The sequence below is a fragment of the Mycobacterium sp. genome, from assembly GCF_049608025.1.
Taxonomy (GTDB): domain Bacteria; phylum Actinomycetota; class Actinomycetes; order Mycobacteriales; family Mycobacteriaceae; genus Mycobacterium.
Genome location: NZ_JBMYXC010000051.1, coordinates 1 through 25,900, shown reverse-complemented (window position 1 = coordinate 25,900; position 25,900 = coordinate 1). Strand labels below are relative to the sequence as shown.

25 protein-coding genes are annotated in these 25,900 nt (G+C 65.8%); 17 read left to right on the top strand and 8 right to left on the bottom strand.

Annotated elements, in window-relative coordinates; all coding sequences use genetic code 11:
• From ACPGXI_RS14675 to rbfA, 3 genes are all read left to right on the top strand, one after another.
• The coding region (locus ACPGXI_RS14675) for a DUF448 domain-containing protein (protein ID WP_526654140.1) at positions 1–249 on the top strand (249 nt) is incomplete at its 5' end.
• A gap of 78 nt (positions 250–327) precedes the next feature.
• Positions 328–3,033, top strand: coding sequence for a translation initiation factor IF-2 (gene infB / locus ACPGXI_RS14670; RefSeq protein WP_526654138.1), 2,706 nt, complete (start codon positions 328–330; stop codon positions 3,031–3,033).
• A gap of 66 nt (positions 3,034–3,099) precedes the next feature.
• Positions 3,100–3,594: a 30S ribosome-binding factor RbfA gene (gene rbfA, locus ACPGXI_RS14665; RefSeq protein WP_526654136.1), complete on the top strand. Its 495-nt coding sequence runs from the start codon at positions 3,100–3,102 to the stop codon at positions 3,592–3,594.
• 42 nt (positions 3,595–3,636) lie between these two features.
• On the opposite strand, the gene ACPGXI_RS14660 is transcribed toward rbfA, so the two are convergent.
• From ACPGXI_RS14660 to ACPGXI_RS14650, 3 genes are read right to left on the bottom strand one after another with little or no spacing between them, the layout of a single operon-like run.
• A complete protein-coding gene (locus ACPGXI_RS14660; protein WP_526654134.1) occupies positions 3,637–4,251 on the bottom strand; it encodes a class I SAM-dependent methyltransferase in 615 nt (204 codons plus the stop codon).
• A gap of 7 nt (positions 4,252–4,258) precedes the next feature.
• Positions 4,259–5,035 (bottom strand): enoyl-CoA hydratase, encoded by a 777-nt coding sequence (locus tag ACPGXI_RS14655; protein WP_526654132.1) that lies wholly within the window; start codon positions 5,033–5,035, stop codon positions 4,259–4,261.
• A gap of 42 nt (positions 5,036–5,077) precedes the next feature.
• Positions 5,078–6,739 (bottom strand): CocE/NonD family hydrolase, encoded by a 1,662-nt coding sequence (locus ACPGXI_RS14650; protein WP_526654148.1) that lies wholly within the window; start codon positions 6,737–6,739, stop codon positions 5,078–5,080.
• Between the two features lie 99 nt (positions 6,740–6,838).
• Here ACPGXI_RS14650 and pptH point away from each other — a divergent pair, with 99 nt between their 5' ends.
• The 3 genes from pptH to truB are packed head-to-tail and all read left to right on the top strand — an operon-like array spanning position 6,839 to position 9,410.
• Positions 6,839–7,789 carry an ACP phosphodiesterase PptH gene (gene pptH / locus ACPGXI_RS14645; RefSeq protein WP_526654130.1) on the top strand — a complete coding sequence of 317 codons (951 nt, stop codon included), beginning with the start codon at positions 6,839–6,841 and terminating at the stop codon, positions 7,787–7,789.
• Positions 7,786–8,463: a 4'-phosphopantetheinyl transferase PptT gene (gene pptT / locus ACPGXI_RS14640; protein ID WP_526654128.1), complete on the top strand. Its 678-nt coding sequence runs from the start codon at positions 7,786–7,788 to the stop codon at positions 8,461–8,463. The genes pptH and pptT overlap by 4 nt, the downstream gene beginning before the upstream one ends.
• A 41-nt stretch (positions 8,464–8,504) precedes the next feature.
• A complete protein-coding gene (gene truB / locus ACPGXI_RS14635) occupies positions 8,505–9,410 on the top strand; it encodes a tRNA pseudouridine(55) synthase TruB (RefSeq protein WP_526654146.1) in 906 nt (301 codons plus the stop codon).
• A gap of 318 nt (positions 9,411–9,728) precedes the next feature.
• On the opposite strand, the gene ACPGXI_RS14630 is transcribed toward truB, so the two are convergent.
• On the bottom strand, positions 9,729–10,160 hold the full coding sequence (locus ACPGXI_RS14630; protein WP_526654126.1) for a type II toxin-antitoxin system Rv0910 family toxin: 432 nt from the start codon (positions 10,158–10,160) through the stop codon (positions 9,729–9,731).
• A gap of 12 nt (positions 10,161–10,172) precedes the next feature.
• On the bottom strand, positions 10,173–10,883 hold the full coding sequence (gene mntR, locus ACPGXI_RS14625) for a manganese-binding transcriptional regulator MntR (protein ID WP_526654124.1): 711 nt from the start codon (positions 10,881–10,883) through the stop codon (positions 10,173–10,175).
• A 79-nt stretch (positions 10,884–10,962) separates the two neighbouring features.
• Here mntR and ACPGXI_RS14620 point away from each other — a divergent pair, with 79 nt between their 5' ends.
• From ACPGXI_RS14620 to bla, 5 genes are all read left to right on the top strand, one after another.
• Positions 10,963–11,946 carry a bifunctional riboflavin kinase/FAD synthetase gene (locus tag ACPGXI_RS14620; RefSeq protein ID WP_526654122.1) on the top strand — a complete coding sequence of 328 codons (984 nt, stop codon included), beginning with the start codon at positions 10,963–10,965 and terminating at the stop codon, positions 11,944–11,946.
• 180 nt (positions 11,947–12,126) lie between these two features.
• Complete coding sequence (gene rpsO / locus ACPGXI_RS14615) at positions 12,127–12,396, top strand: 30S ribosomal protein S15 (RefSeq protein WP_526654120.1); 270 nt, start codon at positions 12,127–12,129, stop codon at positions 12,394–12,396.
• Between the two features lie 511 nt (positions 12,397–12,907).
• Positions 12,908–15,220 carry a polyribonucleotide nucleotidyltransferase gene (locus ACPGXI_RS14610; RefSeq protein ID WP_526654118.1) on the top strand — a complete coding sequence of 771 codons (2,313 nt, stop codon included), beginning with the start codon at positions 12,908–12,910 and terminating at the stop codon, positions 15,218–15,220.
• Positions 15,221–15,272: 52 nt separating this feature from the next.
• Positions 15,273–16,553: a M16 family metallopeptidase gene (locus ACPGXI_RS14605; RefSeq protein ID WP_526654144.1), complete on the top strand. Its 1,281-nt coding sequence runs from the start codon at positions 15,273–15,275 to the stop codon at positions 16,551–16,553.
• Between the two features lie 26 nt (positions 16,554–16,579).
• Positions 16,580–17,488, top strand: a complete 909-nt coding sequence (gene bla / locus ACPGXI_RS14600; protein WP_526654142.1) for a class A beta-lactamase — start codon at positions 16,580–16,582, stop codon at positions 17,486–17,488.
• Here bla and ACPGXI_RS14595 read toward each other — a convergent pair.
• Positions 17,474–18,031, bottom strand: a complete 558-nt coding sequence (locus ACPGXI_RS14595; RefSeq protein ID WP_526654116.1) for a DUF4334 domain-containing protein — start codon at positions 18,029–18,031, stop codon at positions 17,474–17,476. The two genes, bla and ACPGXI_RS14595, sit on opposite strands and share 15 nt — an antisense overlap.
• A gap of 45 nt (positions 18,032–18,076) precedes the next feature.
• Here ACPGXI_RS14595 and ACPGXI_RS14590 point away from each other — a divergent pair, with 45 nt between their 5' ends.
• On the top strand, positions 18,077–18,487 hold the full coding sequence (locus ACPGXI_RS14590; RefSeq protein WP_526654114.1) for a YchJ family metal-binding protein: 411 nt from the start codon (positions 18,077–18,079) through the stop codon (positions 18,485–18,487).
• Here ACPGXI_RS14590 and ald read toward each other — a convergent pair.
• Positions 18,484–19,611, bottom strand: a complete 1,128-nt coding sequence (gene ald / locus ACPGXI_RS14585; protein WP_526654112.1) for an alanine dehydrogenase — start codon at positions 19,609–19,611, stop codon at positions 18,484–18,486. The genes ACPGXI_RS14590 and ald overlap by 4 nt on opposite strands.
• Positions 19,612–19,737: 126 nt before the next feature.
• On the opposite strand from ald, the gene aldR reads away from it, so the two are divergent.
• Entirely contained in the window at positions 19,738–20,253 is a 516-nt protein-coding gene (gene aldR, locus ACPGXI_RS14580; protein WP_526654110.1) for an HTH-type transcriptional regulator AldR, read from the top strand.
• Positions 20,254–20,262: 9 nt separating this feature from the next.
• Here aldR and ACPGXI_RS14575 read toward each other — a convergent pair whose 3' ends face one another.
• Complete coding sequence (locus tag ACPGXI_RS14575) at positions 20,263–21,711, bottom strand: HNH endonuclease signature motif containing protein (protein ID WP_526654108.1); 1,449 nt, start codon at positions 21,709–21,711, stop codon at positions 20,263–20,265.
• Positions 21,712–21,875: 164 nt separating this feature from the next.
• Here ACPGXI_RS14575 and dapB point away from each other — a divergent pair, with 164 nt between their 5' ends.
• The 4 genes from dapB to ACPGXI_RS14555 all read left to right on the top strand — a co-directional run bounded on the left by dapB (position 21,876) and on the right by ACPGXI_RS14555 (position 25,637).
• Positions 21,876–22,613, top strand: a complete 738-nt coding sequence (gene dapB / locus ACPGXI_RS14570) for a 4-hydroxy-tetrahydrodipicolinate reductase (RefSeq protein ID WP_526654106.1) — start codon at positions 21,876–21,878, stop codon at positions 22,611–22,613.
• A complete protein-coding gene (locus ACPGXI_RS14565) occupies positions 22,610–23,077 on the top strand; it encodes a tetratricopeptide repeat protein (protein ID WP_526654104.1) in 468 nt (155 codons plus the stop codon). The genes dapB and ACPGXI_RS14565 overlap by 4 nt, the downstream gene beginning before the upstream one ends.
• Entirely contained in the window at positions 23,074–23,529 is a 456-nt protein-coding gene (locus tag ACPGXI_RS14560) for a flavodoxin family protein (RefSeq protein ID WP_526654102.1), read from the top strand. Before ACPGXI_RS14565 ends, ACPGXI_RS14560 begins: the two co-directional genes overlap by 4 nt.
• Before the next feature lie 458 nt (positions 23,530–23,987).
• Positions 23,988–25,637: a sulfatase-like hydrolase/transferase gene (locus ACPGXI_RS14555; RefSeq protein ID WP_526654100.1), complete on the top strand. Its 1,650-nt coding sequence runs from the start codon at positions 23,988–23,990 to the stop codon at positions 25,635–25,637.
• Positions 25,638–25,900 lie beyond the last annotated feature (263 nt).

Below are 25,900 nucleotides of genomic sequence, written 5' to 3'. Positions count from 1 at the left end.
CGGGTTGTCGCTGACGACGGCGGAACGGGCACTGGGAATGACTCCAGGGCTGTGACCGTTGACACAGCGAGAACGCGCCCGGGGCGAGGTGCATGGTTGCATCCCGACCCCGAGTGCCTCCGGGCGGCGATTCGCCGGCGGGCGTTCGGCCGAGCGTTGCGGATCACCGGTAGCCCGGACATCACCGCGGTGGAAGAGCGTTTCACCCCGGCAACAGAACAGGTAGCGAAGAACATGAGCACACCGTGAAGTCTCGATGACCATGCGTCATAGCTAAACCGAGGCGCGGCGCCCACCACCGCTGTCGCCTCCCAGACAGGAGATGTAGTGGCAGGTAAGGCCCGCGTGCACGAGTTGGCTAAAGAACTCGGTGTCACCAGTAAGGAAGTTCTCGCCCGGCTGAATGATCAGGGTGAATTCGTCAAGTCCGCGTCGTCCACGGTAGAGGCGCCGGTCGCCCGCCGCCTTCGCGAGTCGTTCGGCGGACCGAAACCCGCAGCCGAGAAGGCCAAGAGCAGCGGCAATGGCAACAGTGCGCCCGTTACGAGTGCACCCGTCACGCCCGCCCCGCCCGTGGCGACGCCGGCCGCGCCGAAGCCGGCTGCGCCACCGGTAGCCCAAGAGCCGCCGCCGGCCCCGGCTGCGCCACCGGCCACCCCGACCCCACGTCCGGGCCCGACGCCGGGCGGCGCTCCCAAGCCCGCCGCGCGGACCCCGCGTGTCGGCAACAACCCGTTCTCATCGCAGCAGCCGGTCGAGCGGCCCGCTCCGCGACCACAAACACCAGGCCCGCGGCCGGGTGCCGGGCCGGGCGGTCCCCGCCCCGGCGGCGGTCCCCGCCCCGGGGCCAACCCCGGCAACATGCCGCCTCGGCCCCAGGGTGCCCGCCCGACTCCCGGAGGTCGACCAGGCGGCGGTCCCCGTCCCGGCCCCGGCGGCGGTCCTCGTCCCGGCCCCGGTGGTCGCGGTCCAGGTGGGGGTGGTCGTCCAGGCGGCCCCGGTGGCGGCGGTAACTACCGTGGCGGCGGCCCAGGTGGCGGCGGCGGTGCACCCGCAGGAGGCGGTGGTTTCAGAGGCCGTCCAGGTGGGGGCGGTCGTCCCGGTCAACGCGGTGGTGCCGCAGGTGCCTTCGGCCGGCCCGGCGGGGCAGTCCGTCGCGGGCGCAAGTCGAAGCGGGCGAAACGCGCCGAGTACGAGAACATGCAGGCCCCGGTCGTCGGTGGTGTGCGGTTGCCGCATGGCAACGGCGAGACGATCCGTCTGGCCCGTGGCGCGTCGTTGGTCGACTTCGCTGAGAAGATCGATGCGAATCCGGCCTCGCTGGTGCAGGCGCTGTTCAACCTCGGTGAGATGGTCACGGCCACGCAGTCGGTCGGTGACGAGACGCTTGAGCTTCTCGGCGGTGAGATGAACTATGTCGTCCAGGTGGTCAGCCCGGAGGACGAAGACCGCGAACTGCTCCAGTCCTTCGACCTGACCTACGGTGAGGACGAAGGCGACGAAGGCGATCTCGAGCAGCGTCCCCCGGTGGTCACCGTCATGGGTCACGTCGACCACGGCAAGACCCGCCTGCTGGACAGCATCCGAGAGGCCAACGTCGGCGAAGGCGAGGCCGGTGGCATCACCCAGCACATCGGGGCCTATCAGGTTCTCACCGAACTCGATGGCACCGAGCGGCTCGTCACCTTCATCGACACTCCAGGTCACGAGGCGTTCACCGCCATGCGTGCCCGCGGCGCGAAGGCCACCGATATCGCGATCCTGGTGGTCGCGGCCGACGACGGTGTGATGCCGCAGACGGTGGAGGCCATCAACCACGCGCAGGCGGCCGAAGTGCCGATCGTGGTGGCGATCAACAAGATCGACAAGGAAGGTGCCGACCCGGCCAAGATCCGCGGTCAGCTCACCGAGTACGGCCTGGTCGCCGAGGACTTCGGTGGCGACACCATGTTCGTCGAAATCTCCGCCAAGCAGGGCACCAATATCGAGGCTCTGCTGGAAGCGGTGTTGCTGACTGCAGACGCTGCGTTGGACCTTCGGGCGAACCCGGACATGGAAGCCCAGGGTGTGGCCATCGAGGCGCACCTGGACCGTGGGCGCGGCCCAGTGGCCACCGTGCTCATCCAGCGCGGCACCCTGCGGGTCGGCGACTCCATCGTCGCCGGCGACGCCTATGGCCGCGTCCGGCGCATGGTCGACGAGCACGGCGAGGACGTCCACGACGCGCTGCCATCGCGACCCGTCCAGGTCATCGGCTTCACGTCGGTGCCCGGTGCCGGCGACAACCTGCTGGTCGTCGACGAAGACCGGATCGCCCGCCAGATCGCCGATCGCCGCAGTGCACGCAAGCGCAACGCGCTCGCCGCCCGCACCCGCAAGCGCATCAGCCTGGACGATCTCGACGCAGCGTTGAAGGAAACGTCGCAACTCAACCTCATCCTCAAGGGCGACAATTCCGGCACCGTCGAGGCGTTGGAAGAAGCCCTGCTGGGTATCGAGATCGACGATGAGGTGGAGTTGCGCGTCATCGACCGAGGCGTGGGCGGCGTCACCGAGACCAACGTCAACCTGGCTTCGGCATCGGATGCCATCATCATCGGCTTCAACGTCCGGGCAGAGGGCAAGGCCACCGAGTTGGCGAACCGCGAGGGCGTGGACATCCGGTACTACTCGGTGATCTACCAGGCCATCGACGAGATTCAGAGCGCGCTCAAAGGCATGCTCAAGCCCGTCTATGAGGAGAAGGAACTCGGCCGTGCTGAGGTCCGAGCCATCTTCCGGTCGTCGAAAGTCGGCAATATCGCCGGTTGCCTCGTCCAGTCGGGCATCATGCGGCGCAATGCCAAGGCACGCCTCATCCGCGACAGCGTCGTGGTGGCGCAGACCGTCACCATCTCCTCGCTCAAGCGGGAGAAAGACGATGCCACCGAGGTTCGCGAGGGTTACGAGTGCGGTCTGACGCTGACCTACAACGACATCAAGGAAGGCGATGTCATCGAGGCGTACGAGTTGGTCGAGAAAGAGCGCGTGTGATGAGCCGCTTGCGCGACGAACGTCCAACTCTGATGAGCCGCTTGCGCGTAGAACGTCTCAGTCAGCATGGTTGACGTAGGTCGGGCGCGGCGACTCTCCAAGCGCATCGGCACCGTCGTCGCCTCAGCAATCGAGTTCGAGATCAAGGATCCACCGCTGGCCTTGGTGACCATCACCGACACGAAGGTCACCGGGGACCTGCACGACGCCACGGTCTTCTACACGGTGCGTGGCGAGACGCTGCAGGACGAACCCGACTATGCGGCGGCGGCGGCGGCACTCGAGCGGGCCAAGGGCACGCTGCGGAGCAAGGTCGGCGCAGCCACCGGCGTCCGCTTCACCCCGACGCTGGCCTTCGAGCTGGACAAAGTGCCAGAGACCTCGGCTCACATGGAAGAACTGCTGGCGCGCGCACGGGCGGCAGATGAGGATTTGGCAAGAGCTCGCCAAGGCGCCAAGCACGCCGGCGACGCCGACCCATACCGTGTCAGCGCGGCGGGGGACACCGGAGAACGCAGCGAGCAGGGCGCCGCAGGGGAGCACGGGCCGGCCGGGCGCTGAGGGCGCTGGTGCTCGACCACTCGAGTCATCGCCTAAGCAGAATCAGGGTCGGACGCCGATGACCGTCCACACCGGCCGCCGCCCACTGCTGTGGCCGGCCACGTTGACATCGACGAAACCCGCTGAGCGGCACAGTGCGGCAAAGGATTCCGCTTGTTGGGCGGTCCAGCCATGGCTGGCGAATCCGGTGGCACCCGGGCGGCATTGGCGTTCGACGGCCAGTAAGCGCCCGCCGGATGACAGCACTCGGTATACCTCCGCAACCCCGGCGGACGCGTCGCGCCAGTGATGCACGGTGGCCAGCGCCCACACGACCGTCGCCCATCCGTCGGCCACCGGCAACGATTCCGCGCTGCCCTCGGCCCACCGCACGGTCCGGTCGCGGGTGATGGTGCGCGCCATCCGCAGCATCGAAGGGGATGGGTCTACGCCGATTGTCAGCGCGCCACGTTGGGCGGCCGTCCGGATCGCGTTGCCCGGCCCGCATCCGATGTCGACCACGTGGTCTTCGGGCGATATCTGCATCAGATCGGCGGCGAGCATGGCGTGGGCGCGGCCGGTCAGCAGGAAGGCCGCCGCGAACAGACTGCCGGTGACGCCGGCGAAGCCTGGGTGATCGGCGTGGTGGTTGACCGCCAGGCTGTTTTCGTCATTCATGGTTGGTTCAGCGCACCTGGGCTCGGCCGCGCTCGATGACGGCGCTGCGACTGGCGGCGATGTCATCCCCGGTCGCGATGCTCATCCATTCTCGGGCGGCGTCTGCTTCGAGCCACAGCCCGGCGCTATTCTGCGTGTCGTCGATGCGGTGGTAGGACGCGAGCAGGGCGCGCACCGATTTCTGGTTGTTGCCGACGATCGAGGTGGCGATCTGGCGGGCAGTGTCGAGCAGGTCGCCATGAGGCACCACCTGGGTTACCAGTCCGGCGCGCAGCGCGTCCGAGGCGGACAGATAGTCGCCGGTCATGCTCATCCGCCGCGCCATACCCACCCCGACCTTCTGCGGTAACCGCACCGAAAGACCCCAGGTGGGCAGCAGCCCGACCCGGGCGTGGGTGTCGGCGAAGCGGGCCGCCTCCGAGGCGATGAGGATGTCGCAGTACAGCGCGATCTCCAGTCCTCCGGTCACCGCCGCACCGTTGATTGCTCCGATCACGGGTTTCGTCAGCGGTGGCCACTTGGGCGAGATATCGGGAAGGTCGGTTGAGTCGCCGAGTTCTTTGAGGTCAAGACCCGCGCAGAACACCGGATCGGATCCGGTGAGGATGACGACGTCGACATCGTCATCGGTTTGCGCGGCGCGCAGCGCCCGGAAGAGTCGTGCACGCAACGCGGAGGAGAGTGCGTTGCGTGCGGCGGGCCGATTCAGGGTGAGTGTCTGGATCCGGTCGCGCGTGTCGATGAGCAGGATGTCATTGGCTACAGAGTCGGCGCCGTTGGTCATCTGCTCACCGTATCTGCTCGACATTCCACCCTGGTGCGCCGCTCAATCGGTTGATGGCGGGCGGTTGCCGGCCGGCAGCACCAGCCGTGAGGCCTCATCGAAGTGGACGGTGTGCCGGGCGGTGGCGATGCTGGTCCCGCTGATGGCGGGTTCGCCGGTGCCGAGGTTGCGCACGAAGCGTGGGTGTGAGCCGCCGGCGACCAGAACCCTGATTCGGCATCCCGCTCCGAAGGTGCGCGCGATGGCGTCGAGTTCGATTCTGACGGTGCCGGATCCAGGCGCCGAAGAGCAGTATCCGTCGCTGACGTTGCGCGAGCGGCCGTGCGCGTCGACTTCGCTGATGCGGACGAACAGGTCGTTGTGCGGGTTCTCGCAGGAGTGGGACAGCTCGAGCACCGGGGTCCCGACCACGTAGAGCTCCGTCGTCAGCGGCTCAGTGGTGAACGTCAGGACATCGGCGCGCCGCGCCAGGGCGGTGTCGTCGCGATAGCCTCCCACCGGCGAGAGCAGGCGGCCGCCGACAGTGGGTGTCGGGTCGGCAGGGTTGTAGACGAAAGTTGCCGAGCCCGCAGCGGCCGGCACGGTGTTTCCGAGTCGGCCGGTCGGTTGCAGATAGAGCACGCGCTCGGGCATCGGGGGCGGCCATTCGGTCAGGTCGAGCCACCCATCTCCGCCGGGTGAGTTGTCGAGATGGATGCGCACTGGAGCCGACCGCTGCGCCGGCGCGCCGCCGAGGTGCGTGCCCAGCCAGTCCAGGGATTCGCGAATCACGGTGGGGCCGCCCTTGGTCATCATCTGTCCGTGTGTCCACGGTCCGATCGTCAGGCCGGTGGTGACACCTCGGCTGCGCAGGCGCTCGCATTGCTTGAGCGTCTGTTCCAGGAACAGGTCCTGCCAGCCGCTCAGCAACAGCACCGGGATCTCGGTGCGTTCCAGGGCCTCGCGCAGATGCAATCTCGTCCAGAACGGATCGTCGGCGTGCGGATGCTCGAGCCACGATTCGAACCAGGGCGCACCGTCACCGAGCAGCGCGCGGCTGGATTCGCCCAGCGGCAAGCCGAGTGCGGCCTCGGTCACATTCCGCTGCGCGCGAGCCTGGCGCAACAGGACGCGCAGTCGACGCGGGTCCTCCTGGTTGGCGACCAGATCACTCCAGCCCAGGAAGTCGTTGAGACCGAAAGACCCGTGGCCCCAGCGGGGTCCACTGACGTCGTGGGGTCCGACCGTGATCACGGCCGCCTTCATCTCCGGCGGCGGATCCGCGAGCAGAGCCCACTGGGTGAAGCCCAGGTAGGAGATTCCGACGGTGCCGAAAGTGCCCGTGAACCAGGGCTGTTCGCGCAGCCAGTCGACCGTGTCGGCGCCGTCGTCGATCTCGTGCACCATCGGGTCGAAGTCGCCGCCTGAGCCGAACGTTCCGCGAACACTCTGGATCAGCACGTGGTACCCCCGCGCGGCGTACACCGAGCCGAACATCGTGGCGAACGGCCAGCCGCGCCCATAGGGTCCGCGGACCAACAGCGTGCCTGCCGGGGTCGTTGTCTCTGGCGCATAGTGGTCGGCAAGCAGCTCGACGCCGTCGCGCATGGGTGCGCGCAGCCGACGTTCGACGACGAAGTCGGTGGTCGGCGATGGCAGAGCCAGGACGTCGCCGAGTTTGCTGCTGAGCTTGCCGCCGAGTCTTCGGACGGCCTGCCGCAACATCGGTTGCGGGCGGATCACGGTGATCGGGGGAGCGTCGGTCACGCCTCCGAGGTTACGCAAGCCCGCAGACAATTCGCCCCACCAGTACGCTGATGGGTTGTGACCAGTGACGACCGACGTCCAACGTTGTGGGCCGTCAGTGACCTCCATACCGGACACACCGGCAACACGCCGGTGACCGAGTCGCTGCACCCGTCCTCGCCCGATGACTGGCTGATCGTAGCCGGAGATGTCGCCGAGCGGACCGACGAGATTCGCTGGGCGCTCGATCTGCTGCGCAAGCGGTTCGCGAAGGTCATCTGGATACCGGGTAACCACGAGCTGTGGACGACCACCCGCGACCCGATGCAGATCTTCGGCAAGGCCCGCTACGACTATCTGGTCAACATGTGCGATGAAATGGGCATCCTCACCCCCGAACACCCCTATCCGGTATGGACCGAAGAGGGTGGTCCGGCCACCGTAGTGCCGATGTTCCTGCTGTACGACTACTCGTTCCTGCCGCAGGGCGCCGGTACCAAGGCCGAGGGCCTGGCGATCGCCAAGGAACGCAACATCGTGGGCACCGACGAGTATCTGCTGTCCGCCGAGCCCTACTCGACGCGTGACGCGTGGTGCCGGGATCGGGTCGATTACACCCGCAAGCGACTCGAGGATCTGGACTGGATGATGCCGACAGTCCAGGTCAATCACTTCCCGATGGTGCGTGAACCCTGCGACGCCATGTTCTATCCCGAGTTCTCGCTGTGGTGCGGAACCACCGCGACCGCCGACTGGCACACGCGGTACAACGCGGTCTGCTCGGTTTACGGCCACCTACACATCCCACGGACCACTTGGTATGACGGCGTGCGGTTCGAGGAGGTATCGGTCGGCTACCCACGGGAATGGCGCCGCCGCAGGCCCTATCGCTGGTTGCGGCAGATCCTGCCAGACCCGAACTATGCGCCGGGCTACCTCAACGAGTTCGGCGGACACTTCCAGATCACCCAGGAAATGCGCGATCACGCCGTCAAGGTGCAGGATCGGATCGCGAGTCGGCGGGCATGATCTCGGCGACTCTGCTGGCAGGAGTGTTGCCTGGCTTCATCGATGCGCTGGCCGCTGCTGAGATGTACTCCGACCCCAAGGAGCTCGCACCGTTGCCCGAGGAGGAGTCGCTGATCGCCCGCTCGGTCGCCAAGCGGCGCAGCGAGTTCATCACCGTGCGTTACTGCGCGCGCCAGGCGCTGGTGGACCTCGGTATGGAGCCGGTGCCGATCTTGAAGGGGGAGAAGGGCGAACCGCGCTGGCCCGACGGTGTCGTCGGCAGCCTCACACACTGTGAGGGTTTCCGTGGCGCTGCGGTCGGCCGCAGCGAGGAGGTCCGTTCGTTGGGCATCGACGCCGAACCGCACGGCGTTCTGCCCGATGGGGTCCTCGACGCGATCAGTCTTGCCGCCGAGCGCCGGCAGCTCCAGGCCCTACCGGCCGGCGTGCACTGGGACCGGATGCTGTTCTGCGCCAAGGAAGCGACGTACAAGGCATGGTTCCCGTTGACGCGCAGATGGCTGGGCTTCGAGGACGCCCACATAGCTTTCGACGTCGACGCGTCGGGCCAGTCCGGGACGTTCACCTCGGCGATCCTCATTGATCCGGCCACGTTGTCGGGACCGCCGCTGACGGCGTTGTCCGGTCGCTGGTCGGTGCGCAACGGCATCGCGTTGACCGCGATCGTGCTGTGACCGGCGCGGGCGGAAACGCGTCCGGATCGACCGTCCCCGGCTTGGTCGGTCCCGGATTGGTGATTGTCGACAAACCGGGCGGGTTGACCAGCCACGACGTCGTGGGCAGGTGCCGGCGGTTCTTCGGTACGCGCAAGGTCGGCCACGCCGGAACGCTCGACCCGATGGCAACCGGGGTGCTCGTTGTCGGAATCCAACGGGCGACCAAGATCCTCGGTCTGCTGACGGCGACCGACAAGTCTTATTCGGCGACGATCCGGCTCGGACAGGCGACATCCACTGAAGACGCTGAAGGTGTTGTCGTGCAATCAGTTTCGGCATCGCATATAGCGGACGGTCAGATCAGATCCGCGCTCGCGCGTTGGCGGGGCGAGGTCGAACAGATCCCTTCGGCGGTCAGTGCGATAAAAGTCGACGGCACCCGTGCCTACCAATTGGTTCGGGAGGGTCGCACCGTCGAACTGCAGCCGCGTCGAATCCGGATTCACCGCTTTGAGATGCGTGGTGTGCGGCGGGGTGCCGATGTACCAGATGTCTGTGACGGGGATGTCGTTGACGTGGATGTCGATGTTGACTGTTCGAGCGGCACATATATCCGCGCGCTCGCCCGCGACGTCGGTGCCGGGCTCGGCGTCGGCGGGCATCTCACGGTGCTGCGACGTACCCGCGTCGGCCCGTTCGGCCTCGACCAGGCCCGCACGCTGGAGCAGCTCGCGGAGGCGCCACAGTTGTCCTACAGCCTCGATGAGGCCTGCCTGCAAGCCTTTCCGCGGCGAGATATCTCTGCCGGCGAGGCTGAAGACGTGAGCCATGGCCGTGCTTTGCAGCCGGCGGGTCTCGGTGGGGTGTACGCCGCGACCGCGGCTGACGGACGGGTCATCGCGCTGTTGGAAGATGCCGGTTCACGGACCAGGAGCGTTGTCGTGGTGCGGCCTGCGACGCTGTGACCCTGCCACGCTGTGACATGGATCAACGGGAGCTGTCGCTCCGGGCGGCCGACACCCACCTCGTCATCCTCCCCGGCCAGCGATCGTAGCTATCGGGCCCGAAGGAACTCCTGGAAAGCCGGGCTGCTGTCATGTTGGTGAAAGCCGATGTCCCGGGCGAAATACAACACGCTGCGGTACCGGTCGTTACCGAAATCCTTCAGGTCGAGTCTGGCGTGAAGCTGCTCTGGCGTGATGGGAGTCGCCGAATCACCGTGCACCTGAAGTGCACCGGCCGGCTACGCCGCTCACGATGTCTCGGCGCCTTGGGTTCCCGCGTTAGGCATAGAGCGTCTCGAACTGGGCGATCGACTTCTCGATGTCGCCCTTGACCGCGCGCACGGCGGCGACGCCGATCGGGCCGAACAGCGGAGCCCCACCGAGATTCATCCGGACGGTGAACGTGCAGCCGTCATCGATGGAGCTGACCTTCATCGCCAGCAGGTATTTGGTGCCGCCGACGCCCACCCCGCTGATCTCAAGCATCGACGGTGGATCGAAGGTGCGCACGGTCCACGTGACGCGGTTGCGCATACCTTTCACGCCGGCTACGCCGACGATCTGGGCTCCCGGGCAGAGGGCCTCGGGCAGGTCCGAGCGCCATCCCTGGTGCATGGTCATCCAGTCGCCCAGTGTGGCCAGATCGGATGCGTGTGCCCAGGCCTGGTCTGCGGGCATCGGCAGCGACCGCGACAACTCAAGTTTGGCCATTGATGGATCCTCCTATGTGACGACCCAGATCGCTTGCGCGGCAGGGCTTCCCAGTTCAACGGTGGCCTTGGATTCCTCGCCTGGACCGGTGGCGGCCGGATCTTGCACGGTCACGGCGATCATCCCGGCGAAGTCGCGGCGGGCAATGACGTGCAATCGGGAGTCCAGGCTGATCCCGACGCTGTCGAAGTAGCGCAGCATTTCGGGATCGGCGTCGGAGATGCGCGCGACGGTGCCTACTTCGCCGTTCTGGCAGGCTGACAACTGTCGCGCGGGGGGTGTCGGCACCTGGCCGTCGGCGGCCGGGATCGGATCACCGTGCGGATCGCGTGTCGGATACCCGAGCTTGGCGTCGATCCGGTCCAGCATCCGGTCGGATACCGCGTGTTCCAGTACCTCGGCCTCGTCGTGCACCTCGTCCCAGCCGTAGCCGAGCTCGCACACCAGGAACGTCTCCATCAGGCGGTGACGGCGCACCATCGCCAACGCAGCGCGCCTTCCCTCATGGGTGAGCGTCACCGCGCCGTACTTTTCGTGATCGACCAGGCCTTGCTCGGCGAGCTTGCGGATCGACTCCGAGGCCGTACTTGCCGACACGCCGATGCGGGCGGCCAGCAACTTTGTGCTGACCTTTTCGTGTGACCACTCCTGGGCGGTCCAGATGACTTTCAGATAGTCCTGCGCCACCGTTGTCAGATGGCTGGGCTTTCCGGCAGGACTCACGCAACAAAGTTTAGGCAATCGTCACCTCATCTGGTGGCTCTGATGGTCTGTGGTGCCGTCCTGGCCGTAGGCTAGCGACGTGCAGCGCTGGCGGGGGCAAGATGAAATCCCCACCGACTGGGGCCGATGTGTCGTCACCATCGGTGTGTTCGACGGTGTCCACCGGGGCCACCAGGAGCTGATCGGCCGTGCTGTGAAAGCGGGACGCTCGCGCGGTATCCCGACGGTCTTGATGACCTTCGATCCGCACCCGATGGAGGTCGTGTTCCCCGGTAGCCATCCGGCGCAGCTGACCACCCTGACCCGGCGCGCGGAACTGGTTGAGGAAATGGGCATCGACGTCTTTCTCGTGATGCCCTTCACGCCCGACTTCATGAAGCTCACTCCCGACCGCTACGTGCATGAATTGCTGATCGAGCGGCTCCACGTGGTCGAGGTCCTGGTCGGCGAGAACTTCACGTTCGGCAAGAAGGCGGCAGGCGATGTTGCCCTGCTCCGCACCGCCGGCGAGCGTTTCGGATTCGCGGTCGATTCCCTGACCCTGGTGTCCGAGGTGGCAGAACCCGCGCAACACGAGCCCGTGACGTTCTCCTCGACCTACATCCGGTCCTGTGTCGATGCCGGTGACATGGTCGCGGCAGCCGAGGCGCTGGGCCGCGCCCATCGGGTCGAGGGAGTGGTGGTCCGCGGCGAAGGCCGGGGCAAGGTTCTCGGTTTCCCGACGGCGAACGTCGCCCCACCTATGTATTCCGCGATCCCGGCGGACGGCGTGTACGCAGCCTGGTTCACCGTTCTCGGGTACGGCCCCGTCGTCGGCTCCGTGGCACCGGGCGAGCGTTATCAGGCCGCGGTCTCCGTCGGCACCAACCCGACCTTCTCGGGCCGCACCCGCACAGTGGAAGCCTATGTTCTGGACACCACCGCCGATCTCTACGGCCAGCATGTGGCCGTAGATTTCGTCGCGCGCCTGCGCGGGCAGGAGAAGTTCAACTCGGTGGCTGACCTGCTCTCTGCGATGAGCGCCGACACCGACCGCGCGCGCACCATCCTCTCCACGCAGTGACAGATGCGCTGCTGACAGATGCGCTGCGGAGCCGCGGTGACGATTCGCCGCTTGGTCATCGCCGCTGCTAGACTCCCTGCCGACCTGGCACACGCTGCAGTTCGCGGTGGCTGTGCTCATCGGAAATCCTCCCGGATCTCTCCGACCTTTGATCGCGGACCGATGTGATGGAGTTAATTCGTGGCGCTCACAGCCGAACAGAAAAAAGACATTCTGGGCCAGTACGGCCTGCACGACACCGATACCGGTTCGCCAGAGGCGCAGGTCGCGCTGCTGACCAGGCGGATCTCAGATCTCACCGAGCATCTGAAGTCACACAAGCACGATCACCACTCGCGGCGCGGTCTGCTGCTGCTGGTCGGCCGTCGTCGCCGACTGCTCAAGTACGTCGCCCAGGTCGACGTGGGCCGATACCGCACGTTGATCGAACGACTCGGCCTGCGTCGCTGACCCAGACTCTCCTGCAAGCCCGCGCGAACCCCGTTCGTGGGGCCTTCGGTCGCGCTCTCCGTGCGCAAGCGGAGTGGTTGTTGCTACGCGGGACGAGACTGCCTGCCAGGAACGAAACTTCACCGTCTGCGTTGAGCACCCGGCGTGAAGGTCGTGAATGCCGTGAAGGTCGTGAATGCTCTGCCACGCCCAGCAACGGGCCGGATTAGGGATCATGGATACGCCGGGATGTACGATGAGTGCGTTCGCTGGCCGTATGGCGCGAACAACCGGGTGCGGTCCTCGCAGATCCGCGTGCACCGCCCCCGCGTGACACGACAGGTACCGCTCGATCGCGCGGTCTTCGGTAGTGGCTGCCGGATGAACTCCGGCCGCTTCGATCGACGGCCGTCGAAGCATTCGGGCCGGTCTTCTCGGGGCCACTCGAGGTTGTCTGCAACTATTCGCATTCAACGTGGGGTGCTCACGCGAAACAGCTGAATGACGACCTAGAAAGGCCGTACGGACGTCCATGTCTGTAGTTGAAATTGAAGACGGCGTATTCGAATCCACCGCCGTGATCGACAACGGGAGCTTCGGCACCCGCACCATCCGCTTCGAGACCGGCCGGTTGGCCAAGCAGGCCGCCGGCTCGGTGGTCGCTTACCTCGACGACGAAACCATGCTGCTGTCGGCCACCACCGCCGGCAAGACGCCGAAAGACCACTTCGACTTCTTCCCGCTCACCATCGATGTCGAGGAGCGGATGTATGCCGCCGGGCGCATCCCCGGCTCCTTCTTCCGGCGTGAGGGCCGCCCGTCCACTGACGCCATCCTCACCTGCCGCCTCATCGACCGACCCCTGCGCCCGACGTTCATCTCGGGTCTGCGTAACGAGGTCCAGGTCGTCGTCACCATCATGAGCCTTGACCCCAAGGACCTCTACGACGTCTTGGCCATCAACGCTGCCTCGGCATCAACCCAGATATCGGGTCTGCCGTTCAGCGGCCCCGTCGGGGGCGTGCGCGTCGCGCTGATCTCCACCCCGGAGAACAAGGCAGGCCAGTGGGTGGCTTTCCCGACGGTGGAACAGCTCGAGGGCGCGCTCTTCGACATGGTCGTGGCGGGCCGCAAGGCCGGCGATCCCGGCAACGAAGATGTGGCCATCATGATGGTCGAGGCCGAGGCGACCGACAAGGTCATCGAGCTGATCGCCGGTGGCGCAGGCGCGCCCACCGAGTCCGTGGTGGCCGCCGGCCTCGAGGCCGCCAAGCCGTTCATCGCCGCGCTGTGCACTGCTCAGCAGGAGCTGGCCGATAGGGCTGGAGATTCGGGCAAGCCGGCGCTTGAATTCCCGGTCTTTCCCGAGTACCAGGACGACGTGTTCGACGCGGTGTCCTCGGCTGCGGCCGATGAGCTGTCCAAGGCCCTGACCATTGCGGGCAAGGAGGAGCGCAACAGCCGCACCGACGAGATCAAGGCCGAGGTGCTCAGCCGACTGGGCGACACCTTCGCGGGCCGCGAAAAGGAGATCGGTGCGGCGTACCGCTCGCTGACCAAGAAACTGGTCCGCCAGCGCATCCTGACGGATCACTTCCGCATCGACGGACGCGGCGTCACCGATATCCGGGCGCTCTCGGCTGAGGTGGCCGTCGTGCCGCGGGCTCACGGCAGCGCGATCTTCGAGCGTGGCGAGACCCAGATCCTGGGTGTCACCACGTTGGACATGGTCAAGATGGCGCAGCAGATCGACTCGCTGGGACCTGAGACCAAAAAGCGGTACATGCACCACTACAACTTCCCGCCGTACTCGACCGGTGAGACCGGCCGCGTCGGTTCGCCCAAGCGTCGCGAGATCGGCCATGGCGCGCTCGCCGAGCGGGCTCTGATGCCCGTGCTGCCGACCGTCGAGGAATTCCCCTACGCGATCCGCCAGGTGTCCGAAGCTCTGAGCTCCAACGGCTCGACATCGATGGGTTCGGTGTGTGCCTCGACGCTGGCCCTGCTGAATGCCGGTGTGCCGTTGAAGGCTCCAGTCGCCGGTATCGCGATGGGGCTGGTGTCCGACGACGTGCAGGTAGAGGGCGCAGCCGACGGTGTCGTGGAGCGCCGGTTCGTCACTTTGACCGATATCCTCGGCGCCGAGGATGCCTTCGGTGACATGGACTTCAAGTGCGCAGGCACCAAAGACTTCGTCACCGCCCTGCAGCTGGACACCAAGCTGGACGGAATCCCCTCCAAGGTCCTGGCCGGCGCCCTTGCGCAGGCGAAGGACGCCCGACTCGCCATTCTCGAGGTGATGGCCGAGGCCATCGACGAGCCAGACGAGATGAGCCCATTCGCACCGCGTATCACCACGATCAAGGTGCCGATGGACAAAATCGGCGAGGTCATCGGGCCGAAGGGCAAGATGATCAACTCGATTACCGAGGAGACCGGCGCATCCATCTCCATCGAGGACGACGGCACGGTGTTCGTCGGCGCCTCCAGCGGCGACGCGGCGCAGGCTGCGATCGACAAGATCAACGCCATTGCCAACCCGCAGCTGCCCAAGACCGGGGAGCGGTTCCTCGGAACCGTGGTCAAGACGACCGATTTCGGTGCTTTCGTTTCCCTGCTGCCGGGCCGGGACGGCTTGGTGCACATCTCCAAGCTGGGGCGCGGCAAGCGGATCAAGAAGGTGGAAGACGTCGCCAACGTGGGCGACAAGCTGCGCGTGGAGATTGCCGATATCGACAACCGCGGCAAGATCTCACTGGTGCTCGTCGCTGAAGAAGATGCGGCGGACTCACCCGCCGGGTCCGATTCATCTGTTCGGGTCGATGCAGCGACCGCCGGCAGCTAGCGCTGGGTCGCTGCGCCCCGGGCGCCGCAACGGCGACGCCGACGAGAAGTCGATGGCGGTGCGCCGCGCCGACTTGCCTGGTGGTCTGCGCGTGGTCACCGAGCACATCCCGCACGTGCACTCGGCTTCGGTGGGGGTGTGGGTCGGCGTCGGGTCACGCGATGAAGGCCGCACCGTAGCCGGTGCCGCGCACTTTCTGGAGCACCTGCTTTTCAAGGCGACGCCGACGCGGACCGCGGTGCAGATAGCCCAGGAAGTGGATGCCGTCGGCGGTGAGTTGAACGCATTCACCTCCAGGGAGCACACCTGCTACTACGCCCATGTGATCGATTCGGATCTGGCGCTGGCCGTCGATCTGGTCGCTGACGTCGTACTGAACGGGCGCTGCGCTCACGACGATGTGGAGATCGAACGCGACGTCGTGCTCGAGGAGATCGCCATGCGCGACGACGATCCGGAGGACACTCTCGGTGACGTCTTCCTGTCGGCGATGTTCGGTGGCCACCCGGTGGGGCGACCGGTGATCGGCAGCGTGGACTCGGTCTCGACGATGACCCGAGCGCAGTTGCATTCGTTTCATGTCCGCCGCTATACGCCCGAACGCATGGTCGTGGCGGTTGCCGGAAATATCGATCACGATGAGGTCGTCGGCCTGGTAAGCGAGCACTTCGGCCCGCGGTTGGTGCGGGGCCGGTCGCCGTTGGCGCCGCGTAAGGGGGCTGGCCGGGTGTCGGGTCGTCCGACGCTGCAACTGGTCAGCCGAGAGGCGGAGCAGACCCATCTGTCGTTGGGCGTGCGTACTCCGGGACGGAACTGGGATCATCGCTGGGCGCTGTCGGTGCTCAATACGGCGTTGGGCGGCGGACTGAGTTCGCGTCTGTTTCAACAGATTCGAGAGATGCGAGGGCTGGCATACTCGGTGTACTCGACGGTCGACACGTTCGCCGACAGCGGGGCGCTCTCGGTGTATGCCGGGTGTCTGCCCGAGCGGTTCGACGAGGTCGTGCGGGTGACCACTGATGTGCTGGCCGACGTCGCTCGCGATGGAATCACCGCCGACGAATGCCGAATCGCCAAGGGCTCGCTGCGAGGTGGGCTGGTTCTGGGGCTGGAGGATTCGGGATCTCGAATGAACCGCATCGGCCGCAGTGAACTCAACTACGGGCACCACCGCACCATCGCGCACACGTTGGACCGGATCGAGGCCGTCACCCTCGAAGAGGTCAATGCGGTTGCGCGCCTTCTGCTCACCCGCGCGTTCGGGGCCGCCGTTCTCGGTCCGGTGCGCGGGAAGAAGTCGCTGCCGCGGCCGCTGCAGACGATCACGGGTTAAGGGCAAGAGGGTCCGCAATGCGCCCGATTGCACCGATGCCCCGACGGCGCGTCGTGCTGGCGGGGTTGGCCGTGGCCGCGCTGACCGCGTGCTCGCGGCACCCGGCGCCGGCCCAACCTGTCGATCCCAACCCGCCGGTGCCGCCGACGGACGAAGGGATCGAGGCGCTGGAGCGGCGGTACAACGTGATCGTGGGCCTTTCGGCGGTAGACGTGCCCAGCGGTCGACGGCTGACCCACCGCGCCGAGGACCGCTTCGCCATGTGTTCGACTTTCAAGGGCTATGCCGCTGCCGCGGTGCTGCAGAAGTCTGAGCGCGGCCAACTCGCCCTGTCTGACACGGTCACCATCGAGTCGGCCGACATCATTTCCCACTCTCCGGTGACCAGGACGCGGGTGGGCGCGACGATGACGCTGGCCGAGCTGTGCCAGGCGGCGGTCCAAGTCAGCGACAACGGGGCAGCCAACTGGTTGTTGCGGGTGCTTGGTGGCCCGTCAGCGATCACCGACTTCGCGCGCAGCATCGGTGACGAAGAGTCCCGTCTGGACCGCTGGGAAATCGAACTGAACTCCGCAATTCCCGGCGATCCCCGTGACACGAGCACGCCGCTCGCGCTGGGCATCGGCTACCGCAATTTGCTCGCCGGCAGCGCGCTTGAAGTCGCCAGCCGCCGGCAACTGAAAAACTGGATGTTGGCAAACGAGACGTCGAGCCTGCGCGCCGGCCTCCCGGCGGGGTGGACCAGCGCCGACAAGTCGGGCGCCGGTGGCTACGGCACCACCAATGACATTGGCATCGCCTACGCTCCCGACGGGCATCAGCTGCTGTTGTCGATCATGAGCAGGTCGGCGATAGAGGATCCGGAGGCGCCGAACCAGCGTCCGCCGATTGGTGAAGTGGCCGCGCTCGCGGTGGAACGCCTATACCAGCGGTAGTGAGTCATCGCGCTGCAGCACGAAAAAGTACGGCGCCCTGATTCCGCGCAGATCCATCGCACCCACCACAGTGTCGTTGTCGAGCCGTCGGAACACATCGTTGATCGGCAACTGGTCGTAGATCATCGTCGCGGTATCCACACCTCGGTAGCGCGTCGTGCGCAGCCGGGCTTTGGGTCCGCGCGCCTGCAGAGCAGGCTTGAGGGCGGCGATCGTGCCCCCGAAGTTCTGTCGCTTGAGGGCAGGAATCTTGGTGACCAGGCCGAGTCCGCCGAATGCCAACGCGGGGTTGAGTGCCCACAGCGCAGTGCCGTCATGGGTGCGGAAAAGCAGTGGGTGAACGGTCTCGGAGTCCAGGAATGACTTGCCCCACCAGCCACTGGCGGCCAGCATCCCGTCGAGAGGATGATTGGTCGGAAGTTCGAAGCCGTGCCAGGTACCGATCATGAAATCCGGTTCGACGGCCGGGTGGGAATCGAACAACGCCAGCGCATCGGTGGTCGTGGTGGGGGCGTTCGGAAGGACGTCGGTGAGCGCAACCATGAGCTGACCTTACTTGACACCCGTCAAGTCGGGCACACTGTACGGGTGCGACCCGACGGTGCCTGTCCCTGCGGTACTGGTGACCCATTCGGCGGCTGTTGTCTGCCGGTGCACATCGGCGAGCGGGAGGCGCAGACGGCCGAGCAGCTCATGCGGGCGCGCTACAGTGCCTACGCGGTCGGGGACTCCGATTACCTATGGCGTAGCTGGCACCCACGCACCCGCCCGGATAGCGTCACCGGCTCCGGACTGGTGTGGACCCGACTCGAGATCATCGACAGTGTGGCGGGCGAACCCGGGGACGAATCCGGCGAGGTCGAGTTCCTCGCGTATTACCGCGGGGGCGTTCTACGCGAGCGATCTCGGTTCGCGTGGCGCGCCCGCCGCTGGTTCTATGTCGACGGGGATGGCGCCGGGGATGGCGATCGGGATGCCGACGGGAATCCGGTCGGCTAGCGGAGCAGGTCGGCCGGGTCGGTGAACGGTAGACAGAGATCTGCCGCGACCTGTTCGGACAGCAGCGCGCCCCGATGAGTCGACAGCCCTTTCGCCAGGGCGGCATCGGCCCGGCAGGCGTCCTCCCAGCCCTTGTCAGCGAGTTGGAGCACGTACGGCATCGTGGCGTTGGTCAGCGCGAAGGTCGACGTGCGCGGCACCGCACCGGGCATGTTGGCCACGCAGTAGAAGATCGCGTCGCGCACGGGAAAAGTCGGGTCATCGTGGGTGGTCGGCCGGGAGTCCTCGAAGCAGCCCCCCTGGTCGATGGCAATGTCGACCAGGACGGCACCCGACTTCATTTGCGCGACCATCGAATTGGTGACCAGCTTGGGCGCCTTGGCGCCAGGTACCAGCACCGCGCCGATCACCAGGTCGGCATGTTGGACCGCGTCCTCGAGTTCCAAGGCCGATGAGTAGCGGGTCTCGATGCTGCCGCCGTACTCGGCGTCGATCTTCCGGAGCGTATCGATGTTCACGTCGAAGACCGTGACGCGAGCACCCATACCCTTGGCGACCGCGGCGGCGTTGTCTCCGGCCATTCCACCCCCGATCACCGCGACGTCGGCGGGCGCGACGCCGGGGACTCCGCCCATGAGAACGCCGCGGCCCCCATGGCTGCGCATCAGATGGTATGCGCCGACCTGGGCCGCGAGCCGGCCCGCGACCTCGCTCATCGGGGCCAACAGCGGAAGGGAGACCGATCCGTCCGAGCTGGTCACCTGGACCGTCTCGTAGGCGATCGACGTAGTTCCGGAGTTCAGCAGCGCTTCGGTGCACGGCTTGGATGCGGCGAGGTGCAGGTAGGTGAAAAGTGTTTGGCCCTCGCGCATCCGGCTGTACTCGGCCTCGATCGGCTCCTTGACCTTGAGCAGCAGGTCGGCCTCTGCCCACACCTTGTCAGCGCTGTCGATCATGTGTGCGCCGGCTGCCGTCAAGTCCGCGTCGGATATCGCAGAACCCAGGCCTGCGCCGGCCTGGACCAGCACTTCGTGACCGCGACGGGTCAATTCGGCCACGCCTGCCGGGGTGATGGCGATGCGGTATTCGTTGTTCTTGATTTCGGTCGGGACGCCGACACGCATGATCGCTCCTCAGTGTCGCGGCTGGTGATACCTGTGGCTGGCGGGGTACCAATGGTGTTGGTACCAATTGTGAAGAAAAGTCGGCTAGCTGACAATATCGGTGTAGATAATTCATAAGATTGCGCCATGACTGACAAAACAGCCGCCCATAGGCGCCTGAAGCCGCGAACATCGAAGGATGTTCGACCCGCGTCGATCGACGATGTGGACCGGCGAATATTGACCGCGTTGCACGCCGACGCACGCATGTCGAACAGTGCGTTGGCCGATCTCGTCGGGATCGCCCCGTCGACGTGTCACGGCCGGGTGCGTCGGTTGCAGGAGGTCGGGGTCATCCGTGGTTTCTATGCCGACATCGATCCGTCGGCAATCGGGCTGAACCTGCAGGCGATGATCTCGGTCAGCTTGCACTTCACAGCGCGCGGCAAGATCGGCAACTTCATCCAACAGATCCGCAGCAATCCCCAAGTGATGGATGTCTACTTCCTGGCCGGCGCCGATGACTTCATCCTGCACGTCGCCGCGCGGGACACCGATGATCTGCGGTCTTTCGTCGTCGAGAATCTCAACGCCGACGCTGATGTGGCGGGCACCCAGACCTCACTGATCTTCGAGCATCTGCGAGGCGCGTCGCCGCTGTAACACGTTGCGCTATGGGTCTTCCGGGTGCTGGGGGTGCTGGGGGTGCTCGGGGTGCTGGGGGTGCTGGGGGTTTTCGTCCCTTTCGGGAAAGTTGTTGTGGGGTAGGAGGTTGCGTTGGGGGTGGTGGTAGTTGTTGGTGCGGGTTTGGCCGGTGTCGAGGTGGGGTGGTGGGATCCATTGGGTGGTGCCGGTGGGGTGTGTGGTGGTGGTCCAGTCGGTGTTTTCGATGAGGCGGTTGTCGGGGCCGCAGGCCAGGGTGAGGTTGTTGATGTTGGTGGGGCCGCCGTTTTTCCAGTCGGTGAGGGTGTGGTGGACCTGGCATTGGTAGCCGGGGGTGGTGCAGCCGGGTCGGGTGCAGCCGCGGTCGCGGGCGTGGAGCACGATGCGTTGTGCTGGTGAGGCGCAGCGTCGGGTGCGGCCTAGGTAGAGGGCTTGGTTGCTGTGGTGGTCGAACACGGCGAGGTAGTGGTAGGCGTGGGAGGCTAGGCGGATCAGGTCGGGCATGGGGAGCAGGGAGCCGCCGCCGGTGACGGCGAGGCCGGCTCCGGATTGCAGTTCTTGCAGTGTGGTGGACACGATGATGGTGGCCGGGAGTCCGTTGTGTTGGCCTAGTTTCCCGGAGGCCAGTGTGGCGCGGCCTAGGGCGGTGAAGGCGTCGTGGTGGCGTTGGCTTGGGGTGCGGATGTCGGATCCGGTGTGTTCGGGTGAGGGTTCGCCGTCCACGCAGGGGGTCGGGTCGGTGGGGTTGCACATGCCGGGGGCGGCGAGTTTGGCGGATACTGCTTCCCAGGTGGCGCGGGCCTCGGGGGTGAGCCAGCCGGTGAGGCGTGACATTCCGTCGCGTTGTTGGGGTCCTAGGGTCAGGCTGCGTTTGCGTTGGTGGTCTTCGTCGGTGGGTGCGGGGCCGTCTTGGTCGATCATGGCCAGCAGTCGGTGGGCGCATTTGTTGAGGTGTTCGGGTCCCAGTCCGGCGGCGAGTTCGGCGAGTTGGCTGTCGGCCTGGGCGCGGGTCTCGACGTCAACCCAGCTGGGCAGATTCTTGTGGAATTTCTCGATGACTTCGACATGCTCGGCGCCGATGCGCCCGTGGGCTTGGGCGGTCGCGGTGGCCTCCCAGGACGGCGGTAGTGGTTGCCCGGTCATGGCCTGTCGGGGCCCCAGTACCCGTGCGTGGCGTAGTCGGCGGTGGGCCTCTTTACGGGAGCACCGCAACGCGGTGCACAACACATCGGGCCAGGAAGCCGCACCCAGATCGCGGGGCTCGACCTCGGCGGTGAGGCTGGCGGTCAGCCGATGACCCACGGTGGGGGCGCGCCGCAGGCTGCGTTCCATCCGGGCGTGCAACGCCACTTTGTCTGCTGGGGTCAGCGCGGTGTAGTCGTGGGTGTCCACGATCGTGTCGAGGGCAGCTTCCAGCGCGTCGAACGCGGCGAGTACGTCATCCCGAGCCAAACCCATGAATCGAACACTAGTGCGAACCTCTGACAAGAAACCCCGGAATGTTTCTACAGAAACCCAAGTGACACAAGAGGTTCAACTAGCCGATCTCACCAACCGAACTGCCACGGTGTGCGCCCCCGACGCGGGGCCAACCCCGACGGCGGGCAAGTTAGGGTTGGCCCATGCGAGTCGGAGTGCTGGGCGCCAAGGGCAAGGTCGGTGCCACCATGGTGAAAGCTGTCCAGGATGTCGACGATCTCACCTTCTCAGTGGGTGTGGATGAAGGTGATCCGCTATCCGAACTAGTGCAGGCAGAGACTGACGTCGCCATCGATTTCACCCATCCCGCGGTGGTGATGGAAAACCTGAAGTTCCTGATCGACAACGGGATCCACGCTGTCGTCGGCACCACTGGATTCACTGACTCGCGACTGGGCCAGGTCGAGGAATGGCTGGCCGCCAAACCGGAGGTGGCGGTCCTCATCGCACCGAACTTCGCGATTGGCGCAGTGCTTTCGATGCACTTTGCGCAACAAGCGGCGCGGTTCTTCGAGTCGGTGGAAGTCATCGAGTTGCACCATCCGAACAAGGCCGACGCCCCGTCCGGCACGGCGGTGCGGACCGCCCGTCTCATGGCGGCATCGCGGAAAGGCCTGCCGCCCAACCCCGATGCCACGAGTACTGGACTCGAGGGCGCCCGTGGGGCCGAGGTCGACGGCATCGCCGTCCACTCGGTGCGGCTCGCCGGCTTGGTAGCACATCAGGAGGTGCTCTTCGGCGGCCCGGGGGAGACGTTGACCATCCGGCACGACAGTATCGACCGCACATCTTTCGTGCCCGGTGTGTTGTTGGCCGTCAGGAAGATTCGCGAGTTCGCCGGGCTGACCGTAGGCATCGAGCAACTGCTCGATCTGACATGACAGAGGGAGGGCGCGCGCTACGCATCCAGCTGTTGATCGGCTTGATGTGCATAGCGCTACTGATCTACGTCGTCATGCTGGGCCGCGCCGCGATTGTCTTCATCTCATCCGGGCGGCCTGCCGCTATCGGGCTGGGCGCCGCGATCATGATCATGCCGGTCATCGGCGTCTGGGTCTTGGTCACGACATTGAAGGCCGGACTGGCCCATCAGCGGCTCGCGCGCCTGGCGCGGGAAGAAGGAATGGAACTCGACGTCGCTGAGCTACCCCGCATGCCATCCGGGCGGATCCAGCGTGCCGCCGCCGACGCGCTGTTCGAGACTGTGCGCGACGAACTCGAGTCTGACCCGGGCAACTGGCGGCGCTGGTATCGACTGGCACGTGCCTACGATTATGCCGGTGATCGCACCCGGGCCCGGGCAACGATGAAGAAGGCTGTGCAGCTCGAGGCCGGGATCCCATGACCAGCAGGTTGCTGATCGTGCACCACACACCGTCGCCGCACTGCCAGGAGATGTTCGAGGCAGTGGTGGCCGGGGCGACCGATCCCGAGATCGAGGGGGTGGAGGTGGTTCGACGGGCGGCGTTGACGGTCTCGCCGCTCGAGATGCTGGAGGCCGACGGCTACCTGCTGGGTAGCCCGGCGAATCTCGGGTACATTTCCGGTGCTCTCAAACACGCCTTCGACCAAAGCTATTACCAACTGCTCGACTCGACGCGGGGGAGACTGTTCGGCGTCTGGCTGCACGGTAACGAGGGCACCGAGGGAGCCGAGCGCGCCGTGGACGGCATCACCGCCGGGCTCGGCTGGATCAAGGCTGCGGAGACCGTCGTCGTGATGGGCAAGCCGACCAAGGACGACCTGGAGGCGTGCTGGAACTTGGGCGCGACTGTCGCCGCTCAGCTGATGGGGTAAACGCGGACTTCGGAGAACCGTCGTTCCCCTCAGATGCACAGCAGCACGCGAGCCCGCCCCTCAGCGCGGACCTTCGCCGCGATCTGAGGTCCAATTGCGCCCAGCAGGCGGAGGCACGGCGTCCCTCTGATCTTCAAGGCGTGAATCCGATACGACTCCCGCAGGCGGCGATGTGGGGCCATCTTCTGCCAGAACGAGCCGGGAAGCTTGTGCGGACGCCGGGTCGAGTCGGGCGGGCAAACCGCCGCCCGTCGTGCGCCCTCGCGGTGCCGGAATCCCAGGCGTTCAGCGATCTCCTGCCAGCTATAGGCGTAGCTGCGCAGCTCAGGAGCAGCCAGAGCGCGGCGACGGCTCCCTGCGTAGGATGCTAGGGACTTGACCGGTTGCTGCTTCAGGTGCCGTTAAAGGTGGCAAGTGCGCGACATGACCAAACTGCTGACCTCTACGAGAGAATAACGATGACCAAGCCCGCAGTTGTCCACGACGCCGAGTTTTACCTTTCTGAGGTCGCTAACCGGGAGTCCTGGGCCAGTGAGGATGCCCAGATCAGCGAGCGCTTAGAAGGCCTTGTGGCTGAGCGGGGCCGTCGGCCGAACATCATCCACATCATGTGGGACGACATGGCGTTTGGCGATCTCGGCATACCGGCGCTGAAAGCGATTCGCGGGTTTGAATGCCCGAACATCGACCAGATCGCTCAAGAGGGAATTCTCTTCACGCGCATGTATACCGAACCCGCCTGCACGCCGAGTCGGGCGGCAGTGCTCACGGGTAGGCATCCGGTGCGTACCGGGATGAGCAAGGTCGGCTGGCCACTGGAGTTCGGCGGCCTCAGTGGTGAGGAGGCGACCTCTGCGAACGTCCTGGCCGATGCCGGCTACGCCACCGCCTTCTATTCCAAGTGGCATCTGGGGGACATCGAGGAGTGCTACCCCTACAACCAAGGGTTCGATGAGGCGTTCTTCGATCCCTACAACCAGGTTTCCAATATCTGGAACCCGCAGGGGGACGCGGCGAACGCCGCCATCAACATCGCACCTGAGCAGCGGAAGAAGTATCCGTACTTGTACGACCAGGAAGCCCTTAACCCCGACGGGTGGGTCATGGCGATAGAGGGCAAGAAAGGCGCGCAGGGTCGTGAGTGGAAGGAACCCTCGGCGGAGACCTATGCGCAGCTCGACCTTGAGGCCGAGCGGCGGATGCTCGACTTCATCGAGCGCCAGGTCGTTGCGGAGACCCCGTTCTTTGTGACCTACTGGCCCCAGATGTTGGGGTTCACGCCCACCCCGAAGAAGCAGACCCCGCAGTGGGGGCTCATGGCCGAGGGGCTTCGGCGTCTGGATGAGTTCATCGGCACCCTGATGAATCGGCTCCGCGAGCTGGGAATCGCCGACAATACGCTCTTGGTGTGCCACGCCGACAACGGTCCGATGGTTCATGATCCGCCGGCCGGGATGGGTCTGGCCGAGACCATCTTCCGCGGTGGCAAAGGCGACTACACCGAGGGGGGCGTACGGGTGCCGGCCTTCGCCTGGTGGCCGGGGGTGATTGAACCGGGGCAGATCATCAACGACATCATCCACGAGACCGATTTGTTCACCACCTTCGCCCGTCTAGGTCGCGCCATCGAGCACGTCCCGACCGACCGAGTGATCGACGGCGTCGATCAGACGTCGCTACTGCTGAACGGCGATACGCACGGGCGTCGCGATTTCGTCCACATCTACGCCGGTGATACCTACGCGGCGACCGTCAAAGGCCGGGTAAAGCGACATTGGGTCACCGAAGGAATCGAGAGCGGCGTGTCCTCGGCGTTCTTCGACCTGATCCTCGACCCGCGCGAGAAATCTCCACTGCTGGTCCCGATGGTCCATACGTATTCGCAGTTCGACCGCATTCGCGCTCGCCACGAGCTGTGGATCAAGAAGTATCCGCACCGCCCGAAGGCTCGAGGTATTCCGTTCACCGGTCTGAGCAACGCCAGACCGGAGACCCAGGCGATCGGCGAGAAACTACGGGCCGCACGTGAGCAACTCCCGTTCGACCCCCTCGAATTCATGGACTGGGAACCTCCGTGGGGACCACAACAGGCCAACGTCGTCGACTAAACCCGGTGGTGTTGTTGGTTCGTTTAGCTGATTGGACATCGGCCGATTCAGGGCATTTAACAGATGGAACTTCGTGAGTTTCGAGGCTGTTGATCTGGCGGACGCGGGCCGGGCCGAGGTCGGTCATGAGGCTGGCGGTGGTGGCTGCTGCGGCCGGCTCGATGGGGTCGAGATCCTCGTCGTTCTGCTGTCGCCGAGGCGTTTGACGGAATGAGTCGCGAGGGTTGAACGCCCGCCCGTCTGCTCGGCATGGCAGCCGGCGG

Bases quoted from the DNA above. Each gene is read 5' to 3' on its own strand.
- rbfA (WP_526654136.1), top strand. From the start codon at position 3,100: ATGGTTGACGTAGGTCGGGCGCGGCGACTCTCCAAGCGCATCGGCACC.
- ACPGXI_RS14660 (WP_526654134.1), bottom strand. From the start codon at position 4,251: ATGAATGACGAAAACAGCCTGGCGGTCAACCACCACGCCGATCACCCA.
- ACPGXI_RS14655 (WP_526654132.1), bottom strand. From the start codon at position 5,035: ATGACCAACGGCGCCGACTCTGTAGCCAATGACATCCTGCTCATCGAC.
- ACPGXI_RS14650 (WP_526654148.1), bottom strand. From the start codon at position 6,739: ATGTTGCGGCAGGCCGTCCGAAGACTCGGCGGCAAGCTCAGCAGCAAA.
- pptT (WP_526654128.1), top strand. From the start codon at position 7,786: ATGATCTCGGCGACTCTGCTGGCAGGAGTGTTGCCTGGCTTCATCGAT.
- ACPGXI_RS14630 (WP_526654126.1), bottom strand. From the start codon at position 10,160: ATGGCCAAACTTGAGTTGTCGCGGTCGCTGCCGATGCCCGCAGACCAG.
- ACPGXI_RS14610 (WP_526654118.1), top strand. From the start codon at position 12,908: ATGTCTGTAGTTGAAATTGAAGACGGCGTATTCGAATCCACCGCCGTG.
- ACPGXI_RS14605 (WP_526654144.1), top strand. From the start codon at position 15,273: ATGGCGGTGCGCCGCGCCGACTTGCCTGGTGGTCTGCGCGTGGTCACC.
- ACPGXI_RS14595 (WP_526654116.1), bottom strand. From the start codon at position 18,031: ATGGTTGCGCTCACCGACGTCCTTCCGAACGCCCCCACCACGACCACC.
- ald (WP_526654112.1), bottom strand. From the start codon at position 19,611: ATGCGTGTCGGCGTCCCGACCGAAATCAAGAACAACGAATACCGCATC.
- aldR (WP_526654110.1), top strand. From the start codon at position 19,738: ATGACTGACAAAACAGCCGCCCATAGGCGCCTGAAGCCGCGAACATCG.
- ACPGXI_RS14575 (WP_526654108.1), bottom strand. From the start codon at position 21,711: ATGGGTTTGGCTCGGGATGACGTACTCGCCGCGTTCGACGCGCTGGAA.
- dapB (WP_526654106.1), top strand. From the start codon at position 21,876: ATGCGAGTCGGAGTGCTGGGCGCCAAGGGCAAGGTCGGTGCCACCATG.
- ACPGXI_RS14565 (WP_526654104.1), top strand. From the start codon at position 22,610: ATGACAGAGGGAGGGCGCGCGCTACGCATCCAGCTGTTGATCGGCTTG.
- ACPGXI_RS14560 (WP_526654102.1), top strand. From the start codon at position 23,074: ATGACCAGCAGGTTGCTGATCGTGCACCACACACCGTCGCCGCACTGC.
- ACPGXI_RS14555 (WP_526654100.1), top strand. From the start codon at position 23,988: ATGACCAAGCCCGCAGTTGTCCACGACGCCGAGTTTTACCTTTCTGAG.